This window comes from Stenotrophomonas sp. STEN046, from assembly GCF_056759755.1.
Genome location: NZ_JBRRDR010000039.1, coordinates 18769 through 44262, shown reverse-complemented (window position 1 = coordinate 44262; position 25494 = coordinate 18769). Strand labels below are relative to the sequence as shown.

Sequence of the window (25494 nt, the reverse complement as noted above, 5' to 3'; positions counted from 1 at the left end):
GGCGCGGGCGGGGGTGGGTGGGGGGCGCCCGCGCGCGCCCCGCCCCCCGCGTGGGGGCGGGCGCCGCCCCCGCCCCCCCCCCCCCCCCCCCCCCCCCCCCCCCCCCCCCCCGGCCCCGGACAATTTCCGTGCGCGTCCAGCCACGTAAAGAGATAAAAAAGAGCAGAAGCGGGTCGCTGCGCTCGGTGGAGCAGTTGTCTCAGCGCTGGGTGTTGAGGTGGTGGGCGACCAGGGCGTTCGCGTGGCCATGGCCCAGGCCATGCTCGGCCTTCAGGAAGCTGACCAGTTCCATGTGCTTCAGGCCCGGCTTCTTCGCCAGCAGGCCCAGCCAATGCGCCACCGGCTGCCCGTAGGTCTTCTCGATGGAGGGAAAGTACGAAGCAGGACCTTTCGGCTTGGTATCGGTGTTCATGTGCAGCTCCTGTTGAAAGTCATCCATTCGACGAACCACAGACGTTGAAATCGACATCCCCGCACATCCGACGCCGTGCCGACCACCGATCGGCCCCCACCAACAGCAGCGGGACACTGTCGAAGGCGGGGTGGCTCAGTTTCGGGGGCGTGAGTGCCATCGATGGCGCGGCCGAGGCTCCATGGACGTACTTGCGACGTCCCCCGCAACCTGAACCACCCAGCCTCCCACAGGAAGCCAGCTTTTGCCGTTGACGCTGATGTTGACGTTGACATCGCTTCGGCAGGTGCCGGGCGCAGCCCCGCCGTATCATCCCTTCATGCCCCGCGAAAATCTCAATGACCTGCAGGCCTTCGTCCACGTCGCCCGCGAGGGCAGCTTCACCCGGGCCGCCGCCCAGCTGGGTGTCTCCCAGTCCGCGCTCAGCCATGCCATGCGGGGGCTGGAAGCGCGCCTTGGCGTGCGACTGCTGACCCGCACCACCCGCAGCGTATCCACCACCGAAGCCGGTGCCCGCCTGCTGGAGACACTGGCCCCGCGCCTGGCCGAGATCGAGGACGAGCTGGCCGCGCTGGCCGAGTACCGCGAACGCCCGGCCGGCACGATCCGCATCAACGCTACCGGGCATGCCGCCGAGTACATCGCCTGGCCGCGACTGGCACCGCTGCTGCAGCAGTACCCCGACCTGAAGGTGGAACTGACCGCAGACTACGGCCTGGCTGACATCGTCGCTGAACGCTACGACATCGGCATCCGCCTCGGCGAACGGCTGGCGCGCGACATGATCGCCGTTGCGGTCAGCCCGCCGCTGCGCATGCGCGTGGTCGGTGCACCCAGCTACTTCCGCCAGCACGTGGTGCCACGGCATCCGAACGACCTGGCCGGGCACAACTGCGTCACCCTGCGCCTGCCCACCCACGGCGGACTGATGCCGTGGGACTTCGGCCAGGACGGCAACGAGCTGAGCGTGCGCGTGACCGGGCAGTGGATCTTCAACAGCATGGGCATGACCCGCGCTGCGGCGCTGGCCGGCAGCGGCCTGGCCTGGCTGCCGGAAGACCAGGTGCAGCCGATGCTGGACGACGGCCGCCTGCTATCGGTGCTGGACGACTGGTGCCCGCACTTCGATGGCTACTACGCGTACTACCCGTCGCGGCGGCACGTGACGGTGGCGATGCGGACGGTGCTGGATGCCCTGCGTGGGCCGATGGCTGGATGAAGTGGGGAGTGCGGACCGACGGTCCGCACCCACCTCGGTCCTCACCTACCAGAGGCAGGGTGACCCGGCGGTCAGCCCTTGGCCTGTGCCGCGCGCTGCGCGTTGTAGCGCTCGCCGACGATGGCTATTTCCTCCAGTGTCTGCGCGATGCGCTGCAGCTCTTCCGGTGCCAGCTGCAGTGGGGCTGCGCCCAGGTTCTCTTCCAGACGATGGACCTTGGTCGTGCCCGGAATCGGCACGATCCACGGTGCCTGCGCCAGCAGCCAGGCCAGCGCTACCTGCGCCGGCCTGGCACCGCGGGCGGCAGCAATCGCGCTGATGCGGTCGACCAGTGCCTGGTTGGCACGGCGCGCCTCCACTTCAAAGCGCGGCACGCTGTTGCGGAAGTCGTTGGCATCGAAGGTGGTGTCGGCGTTGATCGCGCCGGTGAGGAAACCACGACCGAGCGGGCTGAACGGCACGAAGCCGATGCCCAGCTCCTGCAGCGTCGGCAGCAGCTCGCGCTCCGGTTCGCGCCACCACAGCGAGTACTCGCTCTGCACGGCGGCCACCGGTTGCACGGCATGCGCACGACGCACGGTCGCAGCGCTGGCCTCGGACAAGCCGAAGTGACCCACCTTGCCCTCGGCGATCAGGTCGCGAACGGTGCCGGCGACATCCTCGATCGGCACGTTCGGGTCGACACGGTGCTGGTAGAACAGGTCGATATGATCAGTACGCAGGCGCTTGAGGCTGGCCTCGGCCACCGCACGGATGTTCTCGGGGCGGCTGTCCAGGCCGGTGTCCACCTGTGCATCCTTGAAACCAAACTTGGTGGCGATGACCAACCGGTCGCGGTACGGCGCCAGCGCCTCGCCGAGCAGGTCTTCGTTGGTGAAGGGGCCATACACCTCAGCGGTATCGAAGAAGGTCACGCCGCGTTCGACGGCCGCCCGCAGCAGCGCGATGCCCTGGCTGCGCGGCACCGGCTGGCCATAGCCGTGGCTCAGGCCCATGCAGCCCAGGCCGAGGGCGGAAACCTTCAGGCCGCTGCGGCCGAGTTCACGTGTCTGCATCGTCGTGCTCCAGTAGGGGAGCGCTGACGATACGCCTGCAGGGTGCGCGGATTGAACGGCCTGGATGGCAGTCGGTCATGACTGGATTTCATGAATGCATCGGGCTGCGACCTCCATGCCGACGGGCCGACGCGGAATGCCTAGGGTGCCTTGGCTGGCAGCTGGTATCGCACCGCCTCGCCTTCCAGCACGATCCACTTCTTCTGCTGCAGCGTGTGGATGAGCGCGGTGACGTCACTGTCCGGCAAGGTCTTCTGGAACATGCTGTGAACGGCGCTTCCCAGTGACTTGAGCCTGGTTGGTCGGGCCTTTCCCTGCTTCAGAAGCTGCGCACACACATGCTGCAACCGCAACGCTTCACTCAACTGCGCAGGCTTCGGCTTCGGCTTTGGCGGCGTCGGCGCCGGGGATGGCTTCTTTGGCGGCGGCACCGCAGCAGCGCTCTGCGCCACGGCACGAAACATCGGCAACGCCGCCACCGACGTGCTTCGACCAACCTTCAGGCCACGCGAGCGCAGATGCGACAGCAGCGGATCGAAACCGGTGTCCTTGGATACGATGTGGAAATACGTTCCCGGATCGGTGGCAGCCATCTCACCGATGTAGAACGCGATATGAAAATCCAGTGCGTTGGAGCCATGACCATTGCAGCGCACATAGCGGCCCTGTGCACCGAGCGCGTGCATCGCCTCGACAACATCCATGCTGATCTTGGCCTGCGATGCGCCAACAAACACCAGGACACTGAACCCCGGCGCCAGCAGCTCCTTCAATGAAGGAGGCTGCACGTTCTCATAGTCGATCAGGATGACATTGCGGGCCAGCGGCATATCCATATGCATCTCCTGTCAGGGCATCGCGATCAACGCACCTCGGAAATCTCCACGCCATCCAGCCCCTGCGACAGGGTGCGGGCATCGCCACCCTGGCTCAGCTTGATGCGCAGGCGCACTTCGTTCTGCGAATCGGCATAACGCAGTGCGTCCTCGTAGCTGATCTCGCCGGCCTGGTACAGCTCGAACAGGCTCTGATCGAAGGTCTTCATGCCCAGCTGGACCGATTCCTTCATCAGTTCCTTCAGCTTGTGGATCTCGCCATCGCGGATGTAATCCTGCACCAGCGGCGTACCCAGCAGGATCTCCATCGCGACCTTGCGCGAACGGCCATCCGGCGAAGGAATCAGCTGCTGCGCCACCACACCCTTCAGGTTCAGCGACAGATCCATCAGCAGCTGGTTGCGGCGGTCTTCCGGGAAGAAGTTGACGATACGGTCCATCGCCTGGTTGGCGTTGTTGGCGTGCAGCGTGCACAGCACCAGGTGACCGGTTTCGGCGAAGGCGATGGCGTGATCCATGCCTTCGCGGGTGCGCACCTCGCCGATCATGATCACATCCGGCGCCTGTCGCAGCGTGTTCTTCAGCGCCGCTTCCCAGCTGTCGGTATCGATGCCGACTTCGCGCTGGGTGATGATGCAGCCTTCGTGCTTGTGCACGAATTCGATCGGGTCTTCGATGGTGATGATGTGGCCGGTCGAATTCTGGTTGCGGTAACCGATCATCGCCGCCAGTGACGTCGACTTGCCGGTACCGGTGGCGCCGACGAACAGGATGATGCCGCGCTTGGTCATCGCCAGTGTCTTGATGATCGGCGGCAGGCTCAGTTCTTCTACGGTGGGAATGCGCGTCTCGATGCGACGCAGCACCATGCCCACCTGGTTGCGCTGGTAGAAGCAGCTCACGCGGAAGCGGCCGACACCGGACAGACCGATGGCGAAGTTGCACTCGTGGGTCTTCTCGAACTCTTCGCGCTGCGCCGGCGTCATCACGTTCAGCACCAGGTCGCGGCTCTGCTGCGGCGTGAGCGGGGTCTGGGTGATCGGTGAAATCTTGCCGTTGACCTTCATCGCCGGCGGCATGCCTGCGGTGATGAACAGGTCCGAGGCGCGCTGATGCGCCATCAGCTTGAGGAACGATGTGAAATCGATGGTGGTGGCGGTGGTGTTCACGAAAGGCTCCAGGAATCGGTCGGTGGAGGAAACAGCGCGGGGTTGGCGGCGCCTTCGCGCGCACCACCCCGCCATTGCCTCGCCTTACTCGAACAGACGCTTGTCCTTGGCGTATTCGCGCGCCTGGTTGCGGGTGATCAGGCTGCGCTTGACCAGGTCCTGCAGATGCTGGTCCAGGGTCATCATGCCGTACTGCTGGCCGGTCTGGATGGCCGAATACATCTGCGCCACCTTGTCCTCGCGGATCAGGTTACGGATGGCCGGGGTGCCGACCATGATTTCCCACGCGGCGGTACGCCCGCCGCCCACCTTCTTCAGCAGCGCCTGCGAAATGACCGCTCGCAGCGATTCGGACAGCATCGAGCGCACCATCGGTTTTTCACCGGCGGGGAACACGTCGATGATGCGGTCGATGGTCTTTGCCGCCGAGCTGGTGTGCAGGGTGCCGAACACCAGATGGCCGGTTTCGGCGGCGGTCAACGCCAGGCGGATGGTTTCCAGGTCACGCAGTTCGCCCACCAGGATGATGTCCGGATCTTCACGCAGTGCCGAACGCAGTGCTTCATTGAAGCCATGCGTATCGCGATGCACTTCGCGCTGGTTGATCAGGCACTTCTGCGAGGTGTGCACGAATTCGATCGGATCCTCGACGGTGAGGATGTGGCCGTATTCGTTCTTGTTGATGTAGTCGATCATCGCCGCCAGCGTGGTCGACTTGCCCGAACCGGTCGGGCCGGTCACCAGGATCAGGCCCTGCGGCTGCTGGATCACCTCGCGGAACAGCGGCGGGCAGGCCAGGTCTTCCAGGGTCAGCACTTCCGAGGGAATGGTGCGGAACACCGCACCGGCACCGCGGTTCTGGTTGAACGCATTGACACGGAAGCGCGCCAGCGACGGAATCTCGAACGAGAAATCGACCTCGAGGAATTCCTCGTAATCGCGGCGCTGCTTGTCGGACATGATGTCGTACACCAGCGCGTGGACCTGCTTGTGGTCCAGGGCTGGGATGTTGATCCGGCGAACATCGCCGTCCACGCGGATCATCGGCGGCAGGCCTGCGGACAGATGCAGGTCGGACGCTTTGTTCTTTACGGAAAACGCCAACAGCTCGGCGATATCCATGAGCGGCTACTCCCCAATAACGGCTTCGACTGGAAGGATCTTTCCCCGGGCGGCAGTATAGCGTCCTGATTGAACCGAGCGCGTTACGTGGCCACTCCCCTGCCCCAGATCCTGAGCAACCTGCACAACGCCGCCGAGGCCGCCGGGCGGCCAGCGCCGCGGCTGCTGGCGGTATCCAAGACCCAGCCGGCCGAGGCCGTGGCTGCGCTGGCAGCGCAGGGCCAGCGCGCCTTCGGCGAGAACTACGTGCAGGAAGCGCTGGCCAAGATGCAGGCCTTGCCGGGCCTGGGCCTGGAATGGCACCTGATCGGCCACCTGCAGTCGAACAAGGCCGAGCCGGTGGCCAGCCATTTCGACTGGGTGCAGAGCGTGGACCGGCCCAAGCTGGTGAGCGCCCTGGCCCGCTACCGCCCGGCTGCGCGTGGCCCGCTGAATGTGCTGATCCAGGTCAACATCGATGATGAATCGAGCAAGCACGGCTGCGCGCCGGAGGACGTGGGTGCGCTGGCTGCCGCGATTGCCGCCGAGCCCGGCCTGTGCCTGCGTGGCCTGATGGCCATTCCCGCGCCGTGGCCCGAGGCTGCGCGTCGCCGCGATGCCTTCGTGCGCATGCGCACGCTTTTCGAAATGCTGGCCGCGCGCCATCCGCAGGTGGACACCCTGTCGATGGGCATGAGCAGCGACTACGCTGAAGCCATTGCCGAAGGTGCCACCCTGGTGCGCATCGGCACCGCCCTGTTCGGCGCGCGTCCGCGCCCGGCCTGATACCTGCAAGGAGATTCCCATGGCAGCTGATTCCATCACCTTCATCGGCGGCGGCAACATGGCCCGCAGCCTGATTGCCGGCCTGATCGGCAGCGGCGTGCCCGCCACGCACATCCACGTCGCCGAGCCGGTGGCGGCGCTGCGCGACGCGCTTGCGGCCGATTTCGGCGTGCACACCCATGACAACGCAGGCGCGGCAGCTGCGCAGGGGGGCACCTGGTTGCTGGCAGTGAAGCCGCAGGTACTGCGCGAGGTCTGCCAGTCACTGCAGGCGGTGGCACAGGCCACGGCACCGCTGGTGGTGTCCATTGCCGCCGGCATCACCAGTGCGCAACTGCAGCGCTGGCTGGGTGGCGATCTGCCGGTGGTACGCGCGATGCCCAACACCCCTGCCCTGCTGGGCGCCGGGGTCACCGGCCTGTACGCAACGCCTTCGGTGGATGCACAGCAACACGCACAGGCCGAGCGCGTGCTGGCCAGTGCAGGCCGCACCGTGTGGATCGACGATGAGGCATTGATGGATTCGGTCACCGCCGTATCCGGCAGTGGACCGGCCTATGTGTTCCTGCTGGCCGAAGCGATGGAAGCGGCGGGTATCGCACAGGGCCTGCCTGCAGAAGCGGCGCGCACGCTGGTGGTGCAGACACTGCTGGGTGCATCGCGCATGCTGGATGAAGCCGGTGAAAGCCCTGCCGAACTGCGCCGCCGGGTGACCTCGCCCAATGGCACTACCCAGGCGGCGATCGAGAGCTTCCAGGCCGGCGGATTTGAAGCATTGGTTGAGACGGCACTGCGTGCGGCGCAGGTGCGGGGGCAGGCATTGTCAGCGGCCAATGATTGATCCCATGTGTGAAGTTGTGCCGACCAACGGTCGGCACCCACCGTGATGCGCCGTCAACGTCCCAATGTGGCCATGACGAAATCAACGAAACACTGCAGCCGGGGTCGTGGGCGACGGTCGGGCAGGTAGATCAGGTGCATCGGCCGTGGCTCGGGCAGATGGTCGCGCAGCAGCGGTTTCAATCGTCCTGCACTGATTTCACCGGCAAGCAGCGCGGTCGGCTGCAGCACCAGTCCCGCACCCGCCACGGCGGCTTCGCGCAATGCGTAGCCATCATTGCTGCTCAGCCGCGCTTCCCACTCCACCTGTTGGCCATTGGCCAGCTGCCAGCCGTGGCCGCCGCGCCAGGCCAGATGGCTGAGGCAGTCGTGTCCTTCCAGGTCGGCAGGCGTACGCGGTGTGCCACGCCGGCGCAGATAGGCCGGTGAGGCGCACAGGCTCATGGCGTACGGCGGCAACGGCCGTGCCACCACTTCCTGCGACGGCAACGGTCCCACCCGGATGGCCGCATCAACGCCATCCTCGATCAGGTCCACGCGTCGGTTGCTGAGGTCGAGCTCGATGTTCAGCAGCGGCTGTGCCCGCAGCAGCTCGCTCAACACTGGAGCCAGCACGCAGCTGCCCCAGGTTGTGGGCGCACTGACCCGCAACAGTCCGCGCGGCTGCACCTGCAGCCCGGCCACGTCCGCCTCGGCCTGCTGTACCTGCTCCAGCACCTGCCGGCAACCGGCCAGGTAGGCAGCGCCGGCTTCGGTCAGGCGTTGGCGGCGGGTGTTCCGCTGCAGCAGCGCGGTGCCCAGATGCGCTTCCAGCTGCTGGATGTACTTGCCGACCATCACAGCCGAGACCTGCAGGTGGCTGGCGGCACCGGAAAAACTACCGTGCTCGGCCACTGCGACGAAGGCCTGCATGCAGCGCAAGGTATCCATTGCAAACCCTGAGTTTGGAATCATTGAATCATAAGCCACTTACCCAACCTGGCAGTGACGGCGCAGACTGCGCTCATTCCCCAAGCCAAGGACATGCCATGAAGATCCTCCTCGTCGGCGCCAGCGGTACCCTGGGCCAGGCGGTGGCCCGCCACCTGGGCCAGCAGCACCAGATCCTGGCGGCCGGCCGCCACAGCGGCGAACTGCGCGTGGATCTCACCAACGACGCCAGCGTGCGCGAGCTGTTTGCGCAGACCGGCCCGGTCGACGCGGTGATTTCCACCGCCGGCAAGCTGCATTTCGGTCCGCTGCAACAGATGACACCGGAGCAGTTCAATCTGGGCCTGCAGGACAAGCTGCTTGGCCAGGTGCGGCTGGCGCTGGCCGCCCAGCACCACCTCACCGCGGGTGGCTCGATCACCCTGACCAGCGGCATCGTCAGCGCACAGCCCATCCGCGACGGTGCCAATGCCACCGCGGTGAACCATGCACTGGAAGGTTTCGTGCGCGCGGCGGCACTGGAACTGCTGCCACGCGGGCTGCGCATCAACGTGGTCAGCCCGAACGTGCTGGTGGAATCGATGGAGGCCTACGGCCCCTATTTCCCCGGCTTCGAGGCGGTGACCGCACAGCGTGCAGCGCTGGCGTTCCAGCGTGCGGTGGAGGGTATCCAGAGCGGCGAGACGATTACCGTCTGGTAACACGCGTGCCGACCAGGGTCGGCACCTGCCAGCGCGGTCAGTCCCAGCGCATGGGGCCGTCGCCGCGTTCGCCAAGCACATCGTCCGGATTGGCCAGCCGGCAGCGCTTCAACGACAGGCAGCCGCAGCCGATGCAGCCGGTCAGCTCGTCACGCAGCAGCTGCAGCATGTGGATGCGCTCTTCCAGTTCGGCCCGCCAGCGCGCCGACAGCTTGGCCCAGTCGGCCTTGGTCGGTGCGCGTCCCTGCGGCAGGGCTTCAAAGGCGCGGGCCACCGCTTCCAGCGGCATGCCGACCCGCTGCGCCACGCGGATCACCGCCAGCCGCCGCAGCACCTCGCGCGCATAGCGGCGCTGGTTGCCCGATGTGCGCAGGCTGCTGATCAAGCCCTTGCGCTCGTAGAAGTGCAACGCAGACACGGCCACCCCACTACGGCGAGCCACGTCGCCCACGCTCATTTCCACTGCCTGCATCGCTTGACCTGAACTTTGGTTGAGGCTTCATGCTGCTACCATCCCCTGCAGATGACAAGCGCGGCCTGCCCGCCCCCCCGCATGACCCACTACCTACCCACGTCCGGCACCCGGGTGCCGGACGATACGTCCATCCTGTCCGCGCGCTACCGCGCCACCACCATCGGCATGGTTGCCCTGGTGTCGCTGCATGCCTTCGAGGCACTTGCCGTGGCCGCGGCAATGCCGACCGTGGCCGAAGCGCTGGATGGCCTGCGCCTGTACGCGCTGGCCTTCGGCGGCACCCTGGCCACCAGCGTGATCGGCATGACGCTGGCGGGACGCTGGGCAGACCGGCATGGCCCGGCGCGGCCCCTGTGGTGGGGCCTGGCCTGTTTCGTGCTGGGATTGCTGCTGGCCGGTTTCGCGCTGCGCATGGGCATGCTGGTCGCCGGCCGGCTGATGCAGGGCCTGGGTGCCGGCGCGATCTCGGTCGCGTTGTACGTGATGGTCGGCCGCACCTATCCCGAGCATCTGCGGCCCAAGGTGTTTGCTGCGTTCTCTGCCGGTTGGGTGGTGCCGTCGATGATCGGCCCCGCACTGAGCGGGGTGATCGTCCAGCACCTGGGCTGGCGCTGGGTATTCCTGGCGGTGCCGCTGCTGGCGATACCGGCCGGCCTGCTGCTGCGCCCGGCGCTGGCGCGCATGCAGGCTCCCGCCACCGGTGTTGCCGATGATGGCCGCGGCAACACCGTGCGCTGGGCTGGCGGCGCCTCCCTGGCCGCCCTGCTGCTGTATCTGGGTGGGCAGCAACGGGGCGTACCGGCACTGCTGTGCATCGGCGTGGCGATGCTGGCCCTGTTGTTCTGCGTGCACCGCCTGCTGCCGGCCGGCACCCTGCGCCTGCGCCGCGGCCTGCCCAGCGTCATTGCACTGCGCGGCATCGCTGCGGCGGCCTTCTTCGCGTGCGAAGCCTACCTGCCGCTGCTGCTGCAGCGCGAACGTGGGCTGTCGCCCAGCTGGGCCGGCGCCGTGCTGAGCCTGGGCGCTCTGGGCTGGTTCACCGGCTCGTGGCTGCAGGGCCATCAGCAGCGCGGTTGGTCGCGCCAGCAACTGCTGCGGGTGGGCACCCCGCTGATGACCATCGGCATCACGGCAACCCTGGCCGTGCTGCTGCCCGCCGTGCCACTGGCGGTAGCGCTGGTCGGCTGGGCGCTGACCGGCTTCGGCATGGGCATGATCTACGCCAGCCTCTCGGTGCTGACGCTGTCGTTGTCACCGCCGCATGAGCAGGGCGCCAATACATCGGCCCTGCAGCTCAGCGAAGCGCTGTCGGTGACCACTGCCCTGGCGGTATCCGGCGCGTTGTTCGCACTGTTCGTGGAACACGCGCCGCACACCGGCTATGTGCTGTGCCTTGCAATCACCGTGGGCCTGGCGATGCTCGCCACCGTCATCGCACGGCGGGTGTAGGCCGGGACCGCCCATCCGCCGGGCATGGCCCGGCGTTACCGAAGGGTACGGATCAGGGCACCGCGGCGCCCGGCACAGGGACGCGCTGGTAGCGCCGGGCCATGCCCGGCGAGCGCAGCGGTCAGGGCGTGGCAGCAGCCCCTGCTTCATCGATGTCCTGGTGCAGGATCCGGCGCACTTCCAGTACCGCCTGCGGGGTTTCCTGCACGCTGTGGCCGGAGATGATCACCTTCTCCGACAGCGCACCGGGCAGGTGCGAACTCCAGTACGGCACCAGCCCATCATCGGACTTCTGCACCGGCAGTTCCGGCTTGCGCTGGGCAATGATCGAGTGGTATTTCAGGCCCGCTTCAATCGGCAGCTGCGCGCTGGCCTTGACGAACGGATCGCTGGCCTTGAGGTTGTCGATGCTGTTGGGAATCTTCGGCTTGGCGGTGCCGTCGACCTGCTGCTCGGCCTGTGCCAGCGCGAGGAACACATCCTCGAACTTGCCCAGGATGGTCAGTGGCAGGCGCACCAGGCGGCCGATCAGCCGGCCGACCTTGTTGCCAGCGATATCGGTGCCCTGGTGGGGGGCGGCAATGAAGATCGCACGTTCCACATTGGGCTGTGCCTTGAAATGCAGCAGCGGCCCCAGCTTGGACTGCACGCGCTTGAGCCGCTCGCCTTTCAGGTCATAGCTGGCCAGCAGGTCATTCCACAGCACCTCGCCGGAATCGCTGACCAGCAGCCGGGCCAGCACCCCGCCCATGCTGTGGCCGATGTAGACCATGTCCTTCGATGCAGGGGTGCTTCCGTTGGGATCGAAGTGCTTCAACGTATCGTTGAATGCATTGGCGATCTCATACCGGTTCAAGGCAATCGGCGCGTTGGTGGGGTAGTAGACCTGCCACACCTGGAACTGCTGGCGCAGCTCGGGGTCGCCCATGATCTCGTTGGCCAGGTTCACCCACGCCTCAGGGCTGCTGGCCAGGCCATGCAGCATGAAGATGATGCGTCGGTTCGGATCCCAGGGCTGCATCAGGTAGATGTGCGGCTCGCCAATGCCTTCGCTCATGCCAAACAGCGTGCGCAGCGACTGCCGCGCAAATCCGCTCTGTGCCAGCCACAGGCCATAGGCCGCGGTGAAGTTGCCAGCCAGCGGCACCTGCTCACCGTGCAGGGTGATGCGCTCGGTCGCTTCGGGCGAATAGGCATCCAGTTCAACCCGGCGCGTGCGCATCACATCGTCCAGGCTTGAGCCCTCGAAACGCAGCAGCGCGGTGACATTGATCGAGGACATCTCGCTGTACTCGGGCACCGAATCGTCATGGCGGTGGCGACGTCCCCGGTGGCTGTCATCGGTATCGGCATCAGCCGTGTTCTCCACCTTCGGTCCATCCGCTGCGATCACCGGCGTCACCAGTTTCGGCGGGTCCATCACCATCACCAGCTCGGCACCAAAGCCGTCGCGGCGATAGGTGCTGCGCAGGCCGACGAAACTGACCGACCCGGCCGGCACCAGCTGCGCGGGGATGCTCTTCAACTGCAGCTGCTGGTAATTGGATGCCAGCGTCCAGCTGCCTGCCGATACCGGCTTGGTGTAGTCCTCGCCGGCCAGCGCGGCGGTACGCGCACGCACGAACAGCACCACGGCAGCCTTTTCGGCGGCGTAGTTGTAGTAATCGCGCACCTGCGTCTGCCGGTCTTCGAAGGCACGGTCGGACGGCGACCGGCCGCTGTAGAACAGGTAGGCATAGGCGTAGCGCGCGGCCTCCAGCCACGCATCCAGCGCCGCGTCACTCATCGGCGGTTCGTTGGCAGCCTGCTTCTTCGGCGTCAGAGCCAGCGCAGCCTTCACCCACAGTTCCGAAAGTGTCGACAGGCGCTGCTCGACATTCAGGTCGTCGGTCATCAGCAGCGTGCTGCGGCAGACCACGAAGTCCTTGTCGCACTGCGATTCGTCCAGGCCAGCTGCACTCAACGTCTCGCGCGAGGCCGCACTGAGCTTGCCGGTATTGAGCACGTCGGTGCGCTTGTTGGCCAGGTAGTCGCCGGAGGACACCTGCTTGACGGTGACCATCGCGCAGCCGCTGCTGCCGAGCAGCAGGAAGCCAGCGAGCAACGCCGGCAGCAGGCGCCGCCAGCGGGACAGGAAAGGATGAGGCATCAGTGCGGGTCCTGCTCGGTACCAGGAATGCCCTGGCGGATCACGGTGGAGAAATGGTCGCCGCCACCCAGGTCCAGCGCGCGCTGGGTGATGCGGCCCTTGGCATGCAGTTCCGCGAACGGCACGCCCGGGGTCAACACGCCCACCTCCTGTGCATACTCGGCCAGGTAGCCGGACAGCAGCAGGCGATAATCCATCGGCAGGCGCGGAGCGATGTGCCGCGCCAGGTCGAAGACAATGGTGGTGCAGTTGCTGGTCAGCGTGTTGTAGAAGCCCGGCTTGGCATCCAGTTGCCGCGCCTGCTCGATGTAGGCTGCGAACAGTTCCTTCAGCTGCGTTCGATCCATCCCGTGCAGGCGATAGAGATAGACGTCCTCGCCGCGTGCATTGGTGCGGGTGCGGATGATGTCGGTCTCTTCGGAGGCCACCAGCGTCATCTCGAACTTGCGGAAGAACCCGCCCAGCGCCGAGAACGATTCACCGCGTTCCTTGCGGATCTCCAGCGAGAACACCACGTGGCGGCCATCCTCGAAACCGAACGAAACCAGGGTGTGGGCGATGGCCGGTCCCATCCAGTAGGAAAGCACCAGATCGGCCGAACGCAGTTGGTCCAGGTCGTAGCTGCGACGCACCCAGCGCGCGTCGTAGTCGGTTTCGCTGCGCCAGGTGAAGTCACGCACGTTATCGAGCACCACGTGCCGGCCGTCAAAGGATTCCACGTGCAGTCGCTGGGCGACGTCGTCGGCCCAGTCGCGATCCTGCCGTGGGGTGAGCAGCAGCCACCACAGTGCCGCCAGGCCAAGGCCTGCGGCGAACACCCGCAGCGGCAGGCGTGCACCGCGGCCACGCGCCACCTGCCAGGCCATCCAGCCGGCGGCCAGCAACCACGCCAGTGCGGCCACGGCGCCAAGCCAGCCCGGCCCGGGCATCTGGTAGGTCAGCAGACCGGCCACCCACAGGGCAAGCAGCAGCATCAAACATCCTGTCATCCATCGTCCTGCGGCTTTCACTGGCACCCTGTCGCATGTGTTGTGGCGGCATAGTTAGCCACAAGCGGCCGCACGGCGACATCCACAAGCGGTTCAGGCTGGCGCGACCGGGGGCATACTGGCGTCCCCGCACTGCACTGGGAGTACCGATGGGCATCACCTCCGTTGCCGGCGTCGCGGTCCAGCCGCAACATCGCGCCACCTGCCATTGCGGCGCCGTGGAACTGCTGCTGGACCTGCCCAAGGGCATTGTCGAACCCCGCCGCTGCGACTGCTCGATGTGCCGCCGCCGCGGTGCCATCGCCGCCAGCGTGACCCGCCAGGGCCTGCAGGTGGTAAGCGGGCAGCAGCACCTGCGGCTGTACCAGTTCAACACCCATGTGGCCGAACACTACTTCTGCGGTGTATGCGGCATCTATACCCACCACCGGCGTCGCTCCAACCCCGACCAGTACGGCTACAACGTGGCCTGCCTGGAGGGCATCGATCCCTTCGCGCTGGGGGTGATTCCGGTCAACGACGGGGTCAACCATCCCGCCGACCGCATCGCCTAGTGGCGGCGGCGTCCGGCGGGAGGGGCGACCTTCTGCCAGGGCGCCATGCTGGCCCGCCCCATGCGCAGCGGGCGCTTCAGCAGGGTCCGTCGCATCGGCAGGCCAGCGTTCGGCGGCGGCGGATCTGCCGCAGCGAGCGGGCGTGAGGGCCATAGCCGGGTGAGCAACCACATGGCAGGTCTCCGTGGGGGACGGGGACGACCTACCCTACCGATGCCCAGGCCAAGACCGGGTGAGGGCCCTGCGGCAGGCAGATGACAGCGGCTCTGCCGTCACTGCGTTGGCCGCGCCCTGCCCAATCGCCGCACCAGCACGAAGAACAGCGGCACCAGCACCACCGCCAGCACGGTGCCGGAGAGCATGCCGCCGATCACGCTCATGCCGATCTCACGCCGGCTGACCGCACCGGCACCGGTGGCCAGGGCCAGCGGGATCACGCCGGCCACGAACGCCAGTGAGGTCATCACGATCGGCCGCAGGCGCAGGCGCGCGCCCTGCAGCGCCGCCTCCACCGCCGAACTGCCGGCGCGATAGCGGGCTTCGGCAAACTCCACGATCAGGATCGCGTTCTTGGCTGACAGGCCGATGGTGGTCAGCAGACCCACCTGGAAGTAGATGTCGTTGACGAACCCGGCCGCCGTGGTCGCCAGCACCGTACCGATCACACCCAGCGGAATCACCAGCACCACCGCCACCGGCACCGTCGAGCTCTCGTAAAGGGCGGCCAGGCACAGGAAGATGAAGGCGATGGAGGCGGTGTACAGCCACAACGTCTGGTTGCTGGCCAGCTGTTCCTGGTAGGACAGGCCGCTCCACTGCAGGTCGAACCCGGGTTGATCGGCAACCAGCGCCTGCATGCGCTGCATCGCCTCGCCCGAGCTGTGGCCTTCGGCGGCACTGCCCTGGATCTGCATCGCCGGCAGGCCGTTGAAGCGCTGCTGCAGCTGTGGGCCGCGCGCCCAGTGGCTGCTGGCGAAGCTGGCGAACGAGGCCATCTGGCCGTTGCCGCCGCGCACGTACCATTGGCCGATATCGTCGGGCACGCTGCGGTAGGGCTGGTCGCCCTGCATGTAGACACGCTTGACCCGGCCACGATCGAGGAAATCGTTGATGTAGCTGCCGCCCCACGCCGCCGACAACGTGCCATTGATGTCGGCCTGGGCCAGGCCCAGCGCGCTGGCCTGCGCATGGTCGATGTCCAGCCGCAGTTCGGCCTTGTCGCCCAGCCCGTTCAAGCGCACCGAGGTGAGTCCATCGTCTTCGCCGGCCGCACGCACCACCTGTTGCTGCGCCGCCTGCAGCGCCACGCGCCCGGCCGCGCTGGTGTCCTGCAGCCACAGCTCGAAACCGCTGGACTGGCCCAGCCCACGCACCGCCGGCGGTGCCAGCACATTGACCTTGGCATCGGGCAACCTGCGGAAGTAGGCATTCGCGCGCGTGATGATTGCCGCAGCAGTGTTGTCGCCCGTGCGCTCATCCCACGGTTTCAGTGCCAGGAAGCCCTGCCCCGCGTTCTGGCCGGTGCCGGCATTGTTGCGGCCGACCACCACGAACACCACGTCCACGTTCTGCTTCTCATGCTGCATGAAGTAGCGGCTGATCTGCTCGCCCAGCGCTTCGGTACGCGCCATCGGCGTGCCTTCCGGCGTGGAGAACTGGAACGTTACCTGGCCCTGGTCCTCCACCGGCAGGAAGCCGGTCGGCATGCGTGCGTACAGCGCGACCATGGCGATGACCAGCAGCAGGTAGAACGCCATCCAGCGCCGCGGCCGGGCGACCACGCCACCAAGTTTTCCCTGGTAGGCCGACTGGCTGCGCTCGACGCCCCGGTTGAATGCCCGGAAGAAGCGGCCGGGCGGTTTCTGCGCCGAAGACGGCTTGAGCAGCGTGGCGCACAACGCCGGTGTCAACGTCAGCGCCACCAGCGCCGACAATGCCATGGCAGATGCAATCGTGATCGAGAACTGCCGGTAGATGATGCCGGTGGAACCGCCGAACAGCGCCATCGGCAGGAACACCGCACCGAGCACCACGGTGATGCCGATCAACGCACCGGTGATCTCGCCCATCGACTTTTCAGTCGCTTCGCGCGGTGGCAGATGCTCTTCGTGGATGATGCGCTCCACGTTCTCCACCACCACGATCGCATCGTCGACCAGCAGGCCGATTGCCAGCACCATCGCAAACAACGTCAACGTGTTGATGGTGAAGCCGGCCACGGCCAGCACGCCAAACGTTCCCAGCAGCACCACCGGCACGGTGATCGCCGGAATCAGCGTCGCGCGCACGTTCTGCAGGAACAGGAACATCACCACCACCACCAGCACGATGGCCTCGATGAGCGTGTGGATGACACCCTCGATCGACACCCGCACGAACGGCGTGCTGTCACGCGGATAGGCCACCTGCAGGCCCGGCGGGAAGGTCGGCCGCAGCCGCTCGATCTCCGCACGCACCGCGTCGGCGGTGGCCAGCGCGTTGGCGCCCGATGCCAGGGTCACCGAGAAGCCGGCCGCCGGATAGCCATTGAGATAGCTGCTGGTCTGGTAGTTCTCCGCGCCGATCTCGACCCGCGCCACGTCGCCCAGCAGCACGGCGGCACCGCTGGGCAGGGTGCGCAGGATGATCGCGCGGAACTGTTCGGGGGTCTGCAGGCGCGATTGCGCGGTCACCGTGGCGTTGAGGCTCTGCGTCGGGCTGGACGGCATCGCGCCCAGCTCGCCGGCGGTCACCTGGGTGTTCTGCGCCTGGATCGCGCTGCGCACGTCAGAGGGCATCAGGTCATAGGCGCGCAGCTTGTGCGGGTCCAGCCACACCCGCATTGCATACGCCGAGCCGAACACGTTGATCTCGCCAACGCCGGCAATGCGGCTGATCGGGTCCTGCACGTTGCTGACCAGGAAATCGGATACGTCCACCCGTTCCATGCGCCGGCTGGTGTCGTACAGCGACACCACCATCAGCGAGTCGCCCTGCGACTTGGCCACGGTCACGCCCTGCTGCTGCACTTCCTGCGGCAGCCGGTTGATGGCCTGGTTGACGCTGTTCTGCACCTGCACCTGGGCGATATCCGGGTTGGCGCTCTGGTCGAAGGTGACCGTGATGCGCGCCTGCCCGGACGAGGAACTGGTGGAGGAAAAGTACAGCAGGTGGTCGATGCCCTTGATCTGCTGCTCGATCACCTGGGTGACGCTGTCTTCCACCGTCTGCGCCGAGGCGCCGGTGTAGTTGGCGGTGATGTTGACCTGCGGCGGTGCGATGTCCGGATACTGTTCCACCGGCAGTTGGGTCACCGCGATGGTGCCGAAGGCCATGATGCAGATCGCCAGGACCCAGGCGAATACCGGGCGATGGATGAAGAAGCGCGGCAGCATGCGCTCAGTCCTTCGCGGTGGGTGCTGGCGCAGGCTTCACCCGCACCGGCATGCCATCGGCCAGGCCCTGTGCACCGGCCACCACCACCTGTTCGCCGGCCGCCAGGCCATCAAGCACCAGCCACTGCTCGCCAACCGCACGCGCGGTGCGGAACAGCCGCAGCCGTGCCTTGCCGTCCTTGTCCACCAGCCATGCCTGCGCCTCGCCCTTGGCGCTGCGGTCCACCGCCGCCTGCGGCACCAGCAGCGCCTGCTGACGGGTGCCCTGCCCCACCTGTGCACGCACGTACATGCCCGGCAACAGCTGGCCGTCAGGATTGGGGAAGCGCGCGCGCAGGGTGATGCTGCCGGTTTCCTGCTGCACATCGACATCGGCAAATTCCAGCGTGCCGGTCAGCGGGTAATCGGTGCCATCGGAAAGGCGCAGCCGTACCGGCGCAGTATCGGCCTGCACGCCACCGTCGGCGATGGCGCGGCGCAGTGCCAGGTACTCATTGCTGGACTGGGTGATGTCCACGTTCATCGGGTCCATCTGCTGCACCCGTGCCAGCGGATCGGCCTGGCCGGAGGTGACCAGCGCCCCCGGCGTGAACAGCGCGCGGCCGATGCGCCCGGCAATCGGCGAGGTCACCGTGGCGAACCCCAGCCGGGTGCTGGCGGTATCGCGGGCTGCCTGTGCCGCCTGCGCTGCAGCGGCCGCCTGCTGGTCGCTGGCCACCGCATCATCCACGTCCTGGCGCGCGGCCAGCTGGTCCTTGCCCAGCGCCTGCATGCGCTGCGCGCGCAGCCGGGCGGTCACCGCAGCGGCCTCGGCGGTCTTCACGTTCGCCTGCGCCTCGTTCAACGCGGCCCGGTACAACGCCGGCTCGATCTGGAACAGCGGCTGCCCGGCCTTCACCCACTGGCCCTGTTCGAACAGGCGCTTTACCAGCACGCCATCGACCTGCGGGCGCACGTCCGATTCCTGCGAAGCCACGGTGCGCCCGGGCAGTTCCTGCTGCAGCGCCAGTGGCTGGCTGCGCAGGGTCAGCACGGTCACTTCCGGCACGGTACTGCCCGGCTTGGGCGCGTCCTTGCCGCAGGCACTGAGCAGGCCGGCCACGGCAAGCACCAGCAGCAGGCCAGCGGTTCGCGGCAACGGCCAGGCACGGCACCGGCGGGGGGAGTTGGGCAGGATCATCGGCGATGGGATTCCACGCGTGGGGGAGCGTTCGGCGCCGAATATAGAAGACGCAGCGGTACGATCCCGCTAAATGCCGCATGAAACATTTTTCATTTGCAGTCGGTGGCCGCGGTTGCGAGGATGGCCGTGTCCCACTCTGCACAATGGCCCATGCCACGCGTACTCACCATCGAGGACGACCTTGTCACCGCAGAGGAAATCGCCACCGAACTGCGCAGCCACGGCTTCGAGGTCGACGTGGCGGCCGACGGCAGCAGCGGCCTGGTCCTGGCCCGCTGCGGCGAGTATGCGGTGATCACCCTGGACCGCATGCTGCCCGGCCTCGATGGCCTGGCACTGGTCACCGCGCTGCGCCGTGAAGGCATCACCACCCCGGTGTTGATGATCAGCGCGTTGTCGGATGTGGATGAACGCGTGCGTGGCCTGCGTGCCGGCGGCGATGACTACCTGACCAAGCCGTTTGCCTCCGACGAGATGGCCGCGCGCGTGGAAGTGCTGATCCGGCGCCAGGGCCAGGCCGGCGCGGTGGACAACGTGCTGCGCGCCGGCGATCTGGAACTGGACCTGATGACCCGCTCGGCACGCCGTGGCGGCCAGGAGATCGCGCTGCTGCCCACCGAGTTCAAGCTGCTCGAATTCCTGGTGCGCAATGCCGGCCAGGTGGTCACCCGCAGCATGCTGTTCCAGGAGGTCTGGGGCTACCACTTCGACCCCGGCACCAACCTGATCGACGTGCATATCGGACGCGTGCGCAAGCGCATCGAACAACCCGGCCGCCCGCAGCCGATCACCACCGTACGTGGAACCGGCTATGTCTTCGACGCGCACGCCTGACCAGTGGCGCTCCTCCAGCAGCCGCCTGCTGGGGCTGTACTGCATCCTGTTCGTGGCGTGGTCGAGCCTGCTGCTGGGGGTGATGTACTGGCGCATTTCGGACTACCTGACCGACATGACCGAATCGGGCCTGCAGCAGCGCGCCCATCTGTTCATGAGCTTCGAGGGCAAGGCACTGGACGACGCACTGCGCGACAGCCAGCGCTTCGACCTGCACCAGGTCTATACCTATGGACTGTTCGACAAGGCCGGCATGCCGATGGCGGGCCCGCTGACAGCGATCCCCGGGGGACTGCCGCTGGATGGCAACTCGCATGCGGTGGACGGTTGGACGCTTGCCGATGGCCGGCACGAGAACGGTGGCAGTGCGCTCGGCGTGGTGACCCGGGATGGGCGGACGCTGGTATTCGTGCGCCAGAACGGCAAGCTCATGGCGGTCAACAGCATCATCCTCGATGCACTGCTGTGGGGCGTGTCGCTGACCGTCATCCCCGGGCTGGTGGGTTGGCACATCCTGCGCCGGCGCCCGTTGAAGCGGATCCAGCAGATCGAAGCGGCCACCAATCGCATCATCGCCGGCGACCTCGGCCAGCGCCTGCCGGTATCCAACCGCCGCGATGAGATCGACCGCCTGTCGAGCATCGTCAACGCGATGCTGGATCGCATCGAACAGCTGATGACTGAAGTCAAAGGAGTCTGCGACAGCATCGCCCACGATCTGCGCACGCCGTTGACCCGCTTGCGCGCGCATCTGTACCGCATGCGAGTGGGCCTGGACCAACAGAACGCGTATGCCGAGCCACTGGACAGGGCACTGGTCGAGACCGACATGCTGATGGCGCGCTTCGCCGCGCTGCTGCGTGTGTCCGAGCTGGAAAGCCACCAGCGCCGCTCGGCGTTCGATACGGTCGACATCGCCGACCTGCTGCAGGAGCTGCACCAGTTCTACCTGCCACTGGCCGAAGAGAAGCAGCAACTGCTGCAACTGCAGGTGGAGCCGCAGGTCGGGCTGCTGCGTGGCGACCGCGAGCTGCTGTTCGAAGCAGTGGCCAACCTGCTGTCCAATGCGCTGCAGTTCACCCCTGCCCACGGGCGCATCCTGCTGCGCGCGGTGGACGACCACGGCGCCCCCAGGATCGATGTGATCGACAACGGACCCGGCATTCCACCGCAGGACCGCACCCTGATCTACCAGCGCTTCTACCGCGGCAGCAGCAGCGCCAGCCAGGGCCCCGGGTTCGGGCTCGGCCTGTCGATCGTGGCCGCCATCGCCGGCCTGCACGGCTTCCGGGTGCGCGCCGGCAGCAGCCCCGAGGGCGGCGCCTGGATGAGCATCCGCGCTGCGGCAGACGGCCTGCCCTGACGCCGGCCGGTCCAACACAACCGCACTTGGGCATCAGACGATGCCGTTGAACATCACCAGTCTCACCGGCAAGCACTGCTTTGCGCCGTGCCGGAACTGCGGTGACTGCTTTGCCGGCCACCCACGCGTGGTTACCGGCACCCTCAGCTATCGCTTCTGAACGCGGCCCCTGCCGGGCATTTCCCTGCCCGGCCTGAAGACGTAGATGCATCGCCCGCCGCCGATCTGCTGGCGCACTGCGCCCAACCCCCGAGGTAAACGCGGACCGGTGACGGGCGATGCGGTTTGGCACTCCAGGCAACGCTGGACATGTCGGGCGGACCAGTGTGATCCCCATACTTCGCCCGCCACGGACAACGGGTCGCGCTGATCGATAGCGCCTTCCATGACGTTTATCGAAGAGTGCGACAGCGTTACCTGCGAGACGCCAATCCCCGCCAACCGAGGATGGCTGGCAGGGCGTCATGGTCGCGATTGTGGATGACGCGCACCATCGGTGGTTTCCCCAGTTGTTTGTCAGGAACGGGGAAAGCTCGATTTCTCTCCCTGAGGAACCGGTACGTATGTCGCATCACCGCGGCACACGTGTAGCTGTTGGCGACATCGACGCTGGCCCGGCAGCATCAGCTATTGCTCCTGGTGGCAACCACCGACGACCGCGGCAGCAGCAGGTGCAACATCACAGCGCATGCGGCGGTCAGCAACGCCAGCACACGCAGCAGTATCGCCAGCGCCTCGGCACTGGCCTGCTGCAGTTGTGCGCCGCTCATCGCCGGAAGCAGTGCCTGCGCCTGAGCATGCGCCCCTGTCGCCAGATAAGCACTGGCACGCGCCAGCGACGCGGAGGACGCCCCCTGCAGCTGGTGGCCAATGAGCAACGCGAGCAAGGCAGTCACCGCAGCCAACGCGATGCCCTCGCCGGCCACCCGCACGGTTCCGAAAATGCCGGCCGCCATGCCCGCGCGTTGCACCGGCACCACACTCACCGACAGCCCATCCATCAAGCCCCACGGCAAGGCCGTTCCTGCGCCGATCAGCATCAGCAACGGCACCCACTGCGAGGGTGAAGGGTGCGACGCGTGGTGCGACAACAGATGAAGCCCGCACGCGCAGACCAGCAGCCCCAACGTGCACAGCCGTGCACTTCCGACGCGTTGTGCCCAGTGTGCGGCCAGCATCGGCAGCACCAGCATCGGCGCGGACAGGGCCAGCATCTGCAGCCCGACCAAGGTCGCGCTTTGTCCATGCACGCCCAGCAGTTGCAGAGGCAGTACGACCAGCAGCACCACGTAGCCGAAGCAGGTCGCCACCGGCAGTAGCTGTACGCCCAGAAACGCGGGTTGCGAGAACAGTGAGAGGTCCAGCAACGGTGAACGGTGCATGCGCTCGATGCAGACGAACGCCACGCCCGACAGCAGCGTGGCCAGCAGCGCCAGTTGCACGCGCATGGCATGCAGGCCGAATTCACCCAGCCACAGCAGGGCCAGGGTCAACGCCGCCAGCATCAGGCTGAAGCCCAGCATGCCGCCGACATCCAGTCCTGCGCGCTCGCCATGGCTTTCGGGCAGCACGTGCGCACTCAGCGCGAAGGCCGCCAACGTCAGCACACCACCGGCGGCAAACACACTGCGCCATCCCAGTGCCTGCAACAGCAGACCCGCCATCAGCGGCCCCAGCGCCAACCCCGCACCGAACGTCGTGCCCAGCAGGGCGAACACACGGCCACGCGCCGGCCCCTGCCAAGCATGCGCGAGCGCAGCCGTGCCCGATGCCAGCGCCGCTGCAGCGGCAACGCCCTGCAGCCCGCGCGCCAGATCCAGCCACAGCAGCGTAGGGGCAAGACAAACGACGACCGTGGCGGCAGTGAAGCCCGCCGTACCCAGCAGGAACAGCCGCCGCCGGCCGTAGCGGTCGGCCAGGCCACCGGCAGCGAGCAACAGGCTGCCGAAGGTGAGCATGAAGGCATTGGTTACCCAGGCCAGCGCAGTGGGCGACGCCGTCGCGGAACGGGCCAGCGCCGGTACCGCGACCGCACCGGCCGAGAAGGACAACGGCAACGCGAGGGCGGCCAGGCAGACGGTAAGCAGCGTCCAGCGCCGCTGCGTGTGGACACGTACAGGGAGCATCGAAACCGGGGCCATGTGGGCCTCCATCCATCAGGGGCATTGATGATGGATAGGCCGCTATCTCTGAAAAACAGGGTCGATGGACGTTGATTGCGGCCACATGTTCCGCAATCATGTCCCACATGGACTCCATCTCTGCCCTGCTCGCCTTCGTCCGTACCGCCGAAGCTGGCAGCATCGTCGGCGCCGCTCGCGTGCTCGGCCTGTCCGCATCGGCGGTCGGCAAGCGCATCGTCCGCCTTGAACAGGAACTCGGCACACGCCTGTTCCAGCGCACTACCCGCCGCGTGCATCTCACCGACGAAGGCGAACTGCTGCTGCAGCGTTGCCGGCGGGCACTGGATGAACTTTCCGAAGCGCAGGCGGATCTGGCGCAACGACAGCACGCCCCCAGTGGACTGCTGCGCATCGGCCTGCCCACCATCGGCTACCGCTTCCTGTTGCCGGTGCTGCCCGGCTTCCAGCAGCGCTACCCGCAGGTGCAGCTGGAACTGGACTTCAACGACCGCATCGTCGACGTGGTCAGCGAAGGCCTCGATGCGGTGATACGCAGTGGTGAACTGGCCGATTCCAGCCTGACCGCACGGCGGCTGGGCGGCTTTCGATTCATGCTCTGTGCGGCGCCGGCCTATCTGCAGGCGCATGGCACGCCCGGCGATGTGGACGAGCTGCGCATGCATTCCGCACTGCGCTTCCGTTACCCGACCACCGGAAAGCTGCATCCGTGGCAGCTACCGGGTATCGACGGCGATGCCGGAGCGCGCCTACCAACAGCGATGACCTGCAACAACATGGAAGCAGTGCTGGCCGCTGCGATCGGTCGCATGGGCCTGGCCTGGATGCCTGACTTCCTCGCGGCCGACGCGCTGGCCGATGGCCGCCTGCAACAGGTGCTGCCCGCATTGCCCGCACACAAAGGCCAGTTCTCACTGTTGTGGCCCGGTGGTCGCCACCCCAGCGCACGTCTGCGGGTGTTCATCGACTACGCCGTTGCGCATCTGTTCGGTGGCGCCGAGGCGTAGCGCATCCATGGGTTCAGTTCGCGGCCGCTGCCGCTTCAATGAAGTTGCGCAGCACCGGCGACGGTGATTCCGGGCGCGTGCAGAACTGCAGCTCGAACGTCGCCTGTTCACCATCGATCGGCCGATAGGCGATTTCGTCCGGGCGGAAACCGGCCATGCTGGCGGGGACGATCGCAACGCCCGCCTCCACCGCCACCAGCGACAACACCGCGTGCATGCCCTGCGCTTCCTGCACCACACGCGGGGTAAATCCGGCGGCGGTACACAGCCCCAGCACCTGGGCGTGGAAGCCGATGCCTTCGACCGACGGCCACGACACGAAGGGTTCATCGATCAATGCGGCAACGTCCAGGTGCGCACGTTCCAGCAACCGATGCGCACGTGGCAAGGCGATCGCCAGACGATCGTGGTCGAACGCCTGAAGGTGCAGATCGGTTGCCACGATCGGTGGAATCAGCACGCCCAGGTCGATCCCGCCATCGCGCAACCGCTGTTGCTGCTGCCGTGACGTGGCTTCCTGCAGATGCAGCTGCACGTGGGGAAACGCGTGGCGGAAGCGGCGGATCAGGCCTGGCAGTCGGCCATACAGCGCGCTGCCCACATAGCCCACGCGCAGGCTGCCGGTCTGTCCTGCCGCCGATTCACGCGTGCGCTGCAACGCCTGCTCGGCCTGTTGCAACGTTGCGCGCGCCTCCACCAGCAACGTCTGTCCGGCCGTGGTCAGGCCCAGCGTGCGGTTGCCGCGCACGATCAGTCCGGTGCCAATGGCGTCTTCCAGGCGCCGCATTGCCGCCGTCAACGGTGGCTGCGACATATGCAGGCGCGCGGCGGCGCGATGGAAGTGCAGTTCTTCGGCCACCGCCACGAACTGGCGGAGCAGGCGCAGGTCGATCATGTCAATGCAGGCAGCGGAAGATCTGCCTAGGG

The 25494-nt window shown here is 66.7% G+C and carries 22 protein-coding genes; 9 read left to right on the top strand and 13 right to left on the bottom strand.

Translation table 11 applies throughout. The features are described 5' to 3' along the window. Positions 1–199 precede the first annotated feature (199 nt). Positions 200–412 (bottom strand): DUF4287 domain-containing protein, encoded by a 213-nt coding sequence (locus ACVOLJ_RS16350; protein ID WP_481564606.1) that lies wholly within the window; start codon positions 410–412, stop codon positions 200–202. A 319-nt stretch (positions 413–731) separates the two neighbouring features. Between ACVOLJ_RS16350 and ACVOLJ_RS16345 the strand changes: the two genes are divergently transcribed. After that, positions 732–1631 carry a LysR family transcriptional regulator gene (locus ACVOLJ_RS16345; protein WP_475277601.1) on the top strand — a complete coding sequence of 300 codons (900 nt, stop codon included), beginning with the start codon at positions 732–734 and terminating at the stop codon, positions 1629–1631. A 71-nt stretch (positions 1632–1702) separates the two neighbouring features. On the opposite strand, the gene ACVOLJ_RS16340 is transcribed toward ACVOLJ_RS16345, so the two are convergent. From ACVOLJ_RS16340 to ACVOLJ_RS16325, 4 genes are all read right to left on the bottom strand, one after another. Beyond that, positions 1703–2686, bottom strand: coding sequence for an aldo/keto reductase (locus tag ACVOLJ_RS16340; protein WP_481564605.1), 984 nt, complete (start codon positions 2684–2686; stop codon positions 1703–1705). A gap of 140 nt (positions 2687–2826) precedes the next feature. Next, positions 2827–3516, bottom strand: coding sequence for a PIN domain-containing protein (locus ACVOLJ_RS16335; RefSeq protein WP_481564604.1), 690 nt, complete (start codon positions 3514–3516; stop codon positions 2827–2829). A 32-nt stretch (positions 3517–3548) separates the two neighbouring features. After that, the gene (locus ACVOLJ_RS16330; protein WP_475277598.1) at positions 3549–4691 is read right to left on the bottom strand and encodes a PilT/PilU family type 4a pilus ATPase; all 1143 of its coding nucleotides are present in this window, start codon (positions 4689–4691) and stop codon (positions 3549–3551) included. A gap of 84 nt (positions 4692–4775) precedes the next feature. Further along, positions 4776–5813: a type IV pilus twitching motility protein PilT gene (locus ACVOLJ_RS16325; protein WP_004147099.1), complete on the bottom strand. Its 1038-nt coding sequence runs from the start codon at positions 5811–5813 to the stop codon at positions 4776–4778. 87 nt (positions 5814–5900) lie between these two features. Here ACVOLJ_RS16325 and ACVOLJ_RS16320 point away from each other — a divergent pair, with 87 nt between their 5' ends. Further along, positions 5901–6578 (top strand): YggS family pyridoxal phosphate-dependent enzyme, encoded by a 678-nt coding sequence (locus tag ACVOLJ_RS16320; protein WP_475277597.1) that lies wholly within the window; start codon positions 5901–5903, stop codon positions 6576–6578. A gap of 19 nt (positions 6579–6597) precedes the next feature. Continuing rightward, positions 6598–7419, top strand: coding sequence for a pyrroline-5-carboxylate reductase (gene proC / locus ACVOLJ_RS16315; RefSeq protein ID WP_475277596.1), 822 nt, complete (start codon positions 6598–6600; stop codon positions 7417–7419). A 53-nt stretch (positions 7420–7472) separates the two neighbouring features. Here proC and ACVOLJ_RS16310 read toward each other — a convergent pair whose 3' ends face one another. Then, entirely contained in the window at positions 7473–8348 is an 876-nt protein-coding gene (locus ACVOLJ_RS16310) for a LysR family transcriptional regulator (RefSeq protein ID WP_481564603.1), read from the bottom strand. A gap of 98 nt (positions 8349–8446) precedes the next feature. On the opposite strand from ACVOLJ_RS16310, the gene ACVOLJ_RS16305 reads away from it, so the two are divergent. Next, positions 8447–9049 carry a short chain dehydrogenase gene (locus ACVOLJ_RS16305; protein ID WP_481564602.1) on the top strand — a complete coding sequence of 201 codons (603 nt, stop codon included), beginning with the start codon at positions 8447–8449 and terminating at the stop codon, positions 9047–9049. A 37-nt stretch (positions 9050–9086) separates the two neighbouring features. On the opposite strand, the gene soxR is transcribed toward ACVOLJ_RS16305, so the two are convergent. After that, positions 9087–9521, bottom strand: coding sequence for a redox-sensitive transcriptional activator SoxR (gene soxR / locus ACVOLJ_RS16300; protein WP_475277593.1), 435 nt, complete (start codon positions 9519–9521; stop codon positions 9087–9089). A gap of 81 nt (positions 9522–9602) precedes the next feature. Between soxR and ACVOLJ_RS16295 the strand changes: the two genes are divergently transcribed. Beyond that, entirely contained in the window at positions 9603–10973 is a 1371-nt protein-coding gene (locus ACVOLJ_RS16295; protein ID WP_475277592.1) for an MFS transporter, read from the top strand. A 121-nt stretch (positions 10974–11094) separates the two neighbouring features. Here ACVOLJ_RS16295 and ACVOLJ_RS16290 read toward each other — a convergent pair whose 3' ends face one another. Continuing rightward, entirely contained in the window at positions 11095–13122 is a 2028-nt protein-coding gene (locus ACVOLJ_RS16290; protein WP_475277591.1) for an esterase/lipase family protein, read from the bottom strand. After that, entirely contained in the window at positions 13122–14096 is a 975-nt protein-coding gene (locus tag ACVOLJ_RS16285) for an Lnb N-terminal periplasmic domain-containing protein (protein WP_475277590.1), read from the bottom strand. The genes ACVOLJ_RS16290 and ACVOLJ_RS16285 overlap by 1 nt, the downstream gene beginning before the upstream one ends. Positions 14097–14260: 164 nt before the next feature. Here ACVOLJ_RS16285 and ACVOLJ_RS16280 point away from each other — a divergent pair, with 164 nt between their 5' ends. After that, the gene (locus ACVOLJ_RS16280) at positions 14261–14665 is read left to right on the top strand and encodes a GFA family protein (RefSeq protein ID WP_475277589.1); all 405 of its coding nucleotides are present in this window, start codon (positions 14261–14263) and stop codon (positions 14663–14665) included. Between the two features lie 272 nt (positions 14666–14937). Here the strand turns inward: ACVOLJ_RS16280 and ACVOLJ_RS16275 are convergent, their stop codons facing one another. Next, positions 14938–18039: an efflux RND transporter permease subunit gene (locus tag ACVOLJ_RS16275; RefSeq protein ID WP_481564601.1), complete on the bottom strand. Its 3102-nt coding sequence runs from the start codon at positions 18037–18039 to the stop codon at positions 14938–14940. A gap of 4 nt (positions 18040–18043) precedes the next feature. Further along, positions 18044–19219, bottom strand: a complete 1176-nt coding sequence (locus ACVOLJ_RS16270) for an efflux RND transporter periplasmic adaptor subunit (protein ID WP_475277587.1) — start codon at positions 19217–19219, stop codon at positions 18044–18046. Positions 19220–19372: 153 nt separating this feature from the next. Between ACVOLJ_RS16270 and ACVOLJ_RS16265 the strand changes: the two genes are divergently transcribed. Together ACVOLJ_RS16265 and ACVOLJ_RS16260 are read left to right on the top strand one after the other, a co-directional pair. Further along, positions 19373–20056: a response regulator transcription factor gene (locus tag ACVOLJ_RS16265; RefSeq protein ID WP_475277586.1), complete on the top strand. Its 684-nt coding sequence runs from the start codon at positions 19373–19375 to the stop codon at positions 20054–20056. Continuing rightward, a complete protein-coding gene (locus tag ACVOLJ_RS16260; RefSeq protein WP_475277585.1) occupies positions 20034–21419 on the top strand; it encodes a sensor histidine kinase in 1386 nt (461 codons plus the stop codon). Before ACVOLJ_RS16265 ends, ACVOLJ_RS16260 begins: the two co-directional genes overlap by 23 nt. A 623-nt stretch (positions 21420–22042) precedes the next feature. Here ACVOLJ_RS16260 and ACVOLJ_RS16255 read toward each other — a convergent pair. Then, the gene (locus ACVOLJ_RS16255) at positions 22043–23560 is read right to left on the bottom strand and encodes an MFS transporter (protein ID WP_475277584.1); all 1518 of its coding nucleotides are present in this window, start codon (positions 23558–23560) and stop codon (positions 22043–22045) included. 107 nt (positions 23561–23667) lie between these two features. Here ACVOLJ_RS16255 and ACVOLJ_RS16250 point away from each other — a divergent pair, with 107 nt between their 5' ends. Continuing rightward, positions 23668–24567, top strand: coding sequence for a LysR family transcriptional regulator (locus ACVOLJ_RS16250; protein WP_475277583.1), 900 nt, complete (start codon positions 23668–23670; stop codon positions 24565–24567). A 13-nt stretch (positions 24568–24580) separates the two neighbouring features. Here the strand turns inward: ACVOLJ_RS16250 and ACVOLJ_RS16245 are convergent, their stop codons facing one another. Beyond that, entirely contained in the window at positions 24581–25462 is an 882-nt protein-coding gene (locus ACVOLJ_RS16245; protein WP_475277582.1) for a LysR family transcriptional regulator, read from the bottom strand. Positions 25463–25494: the final 32 nt, after the last annotated feature.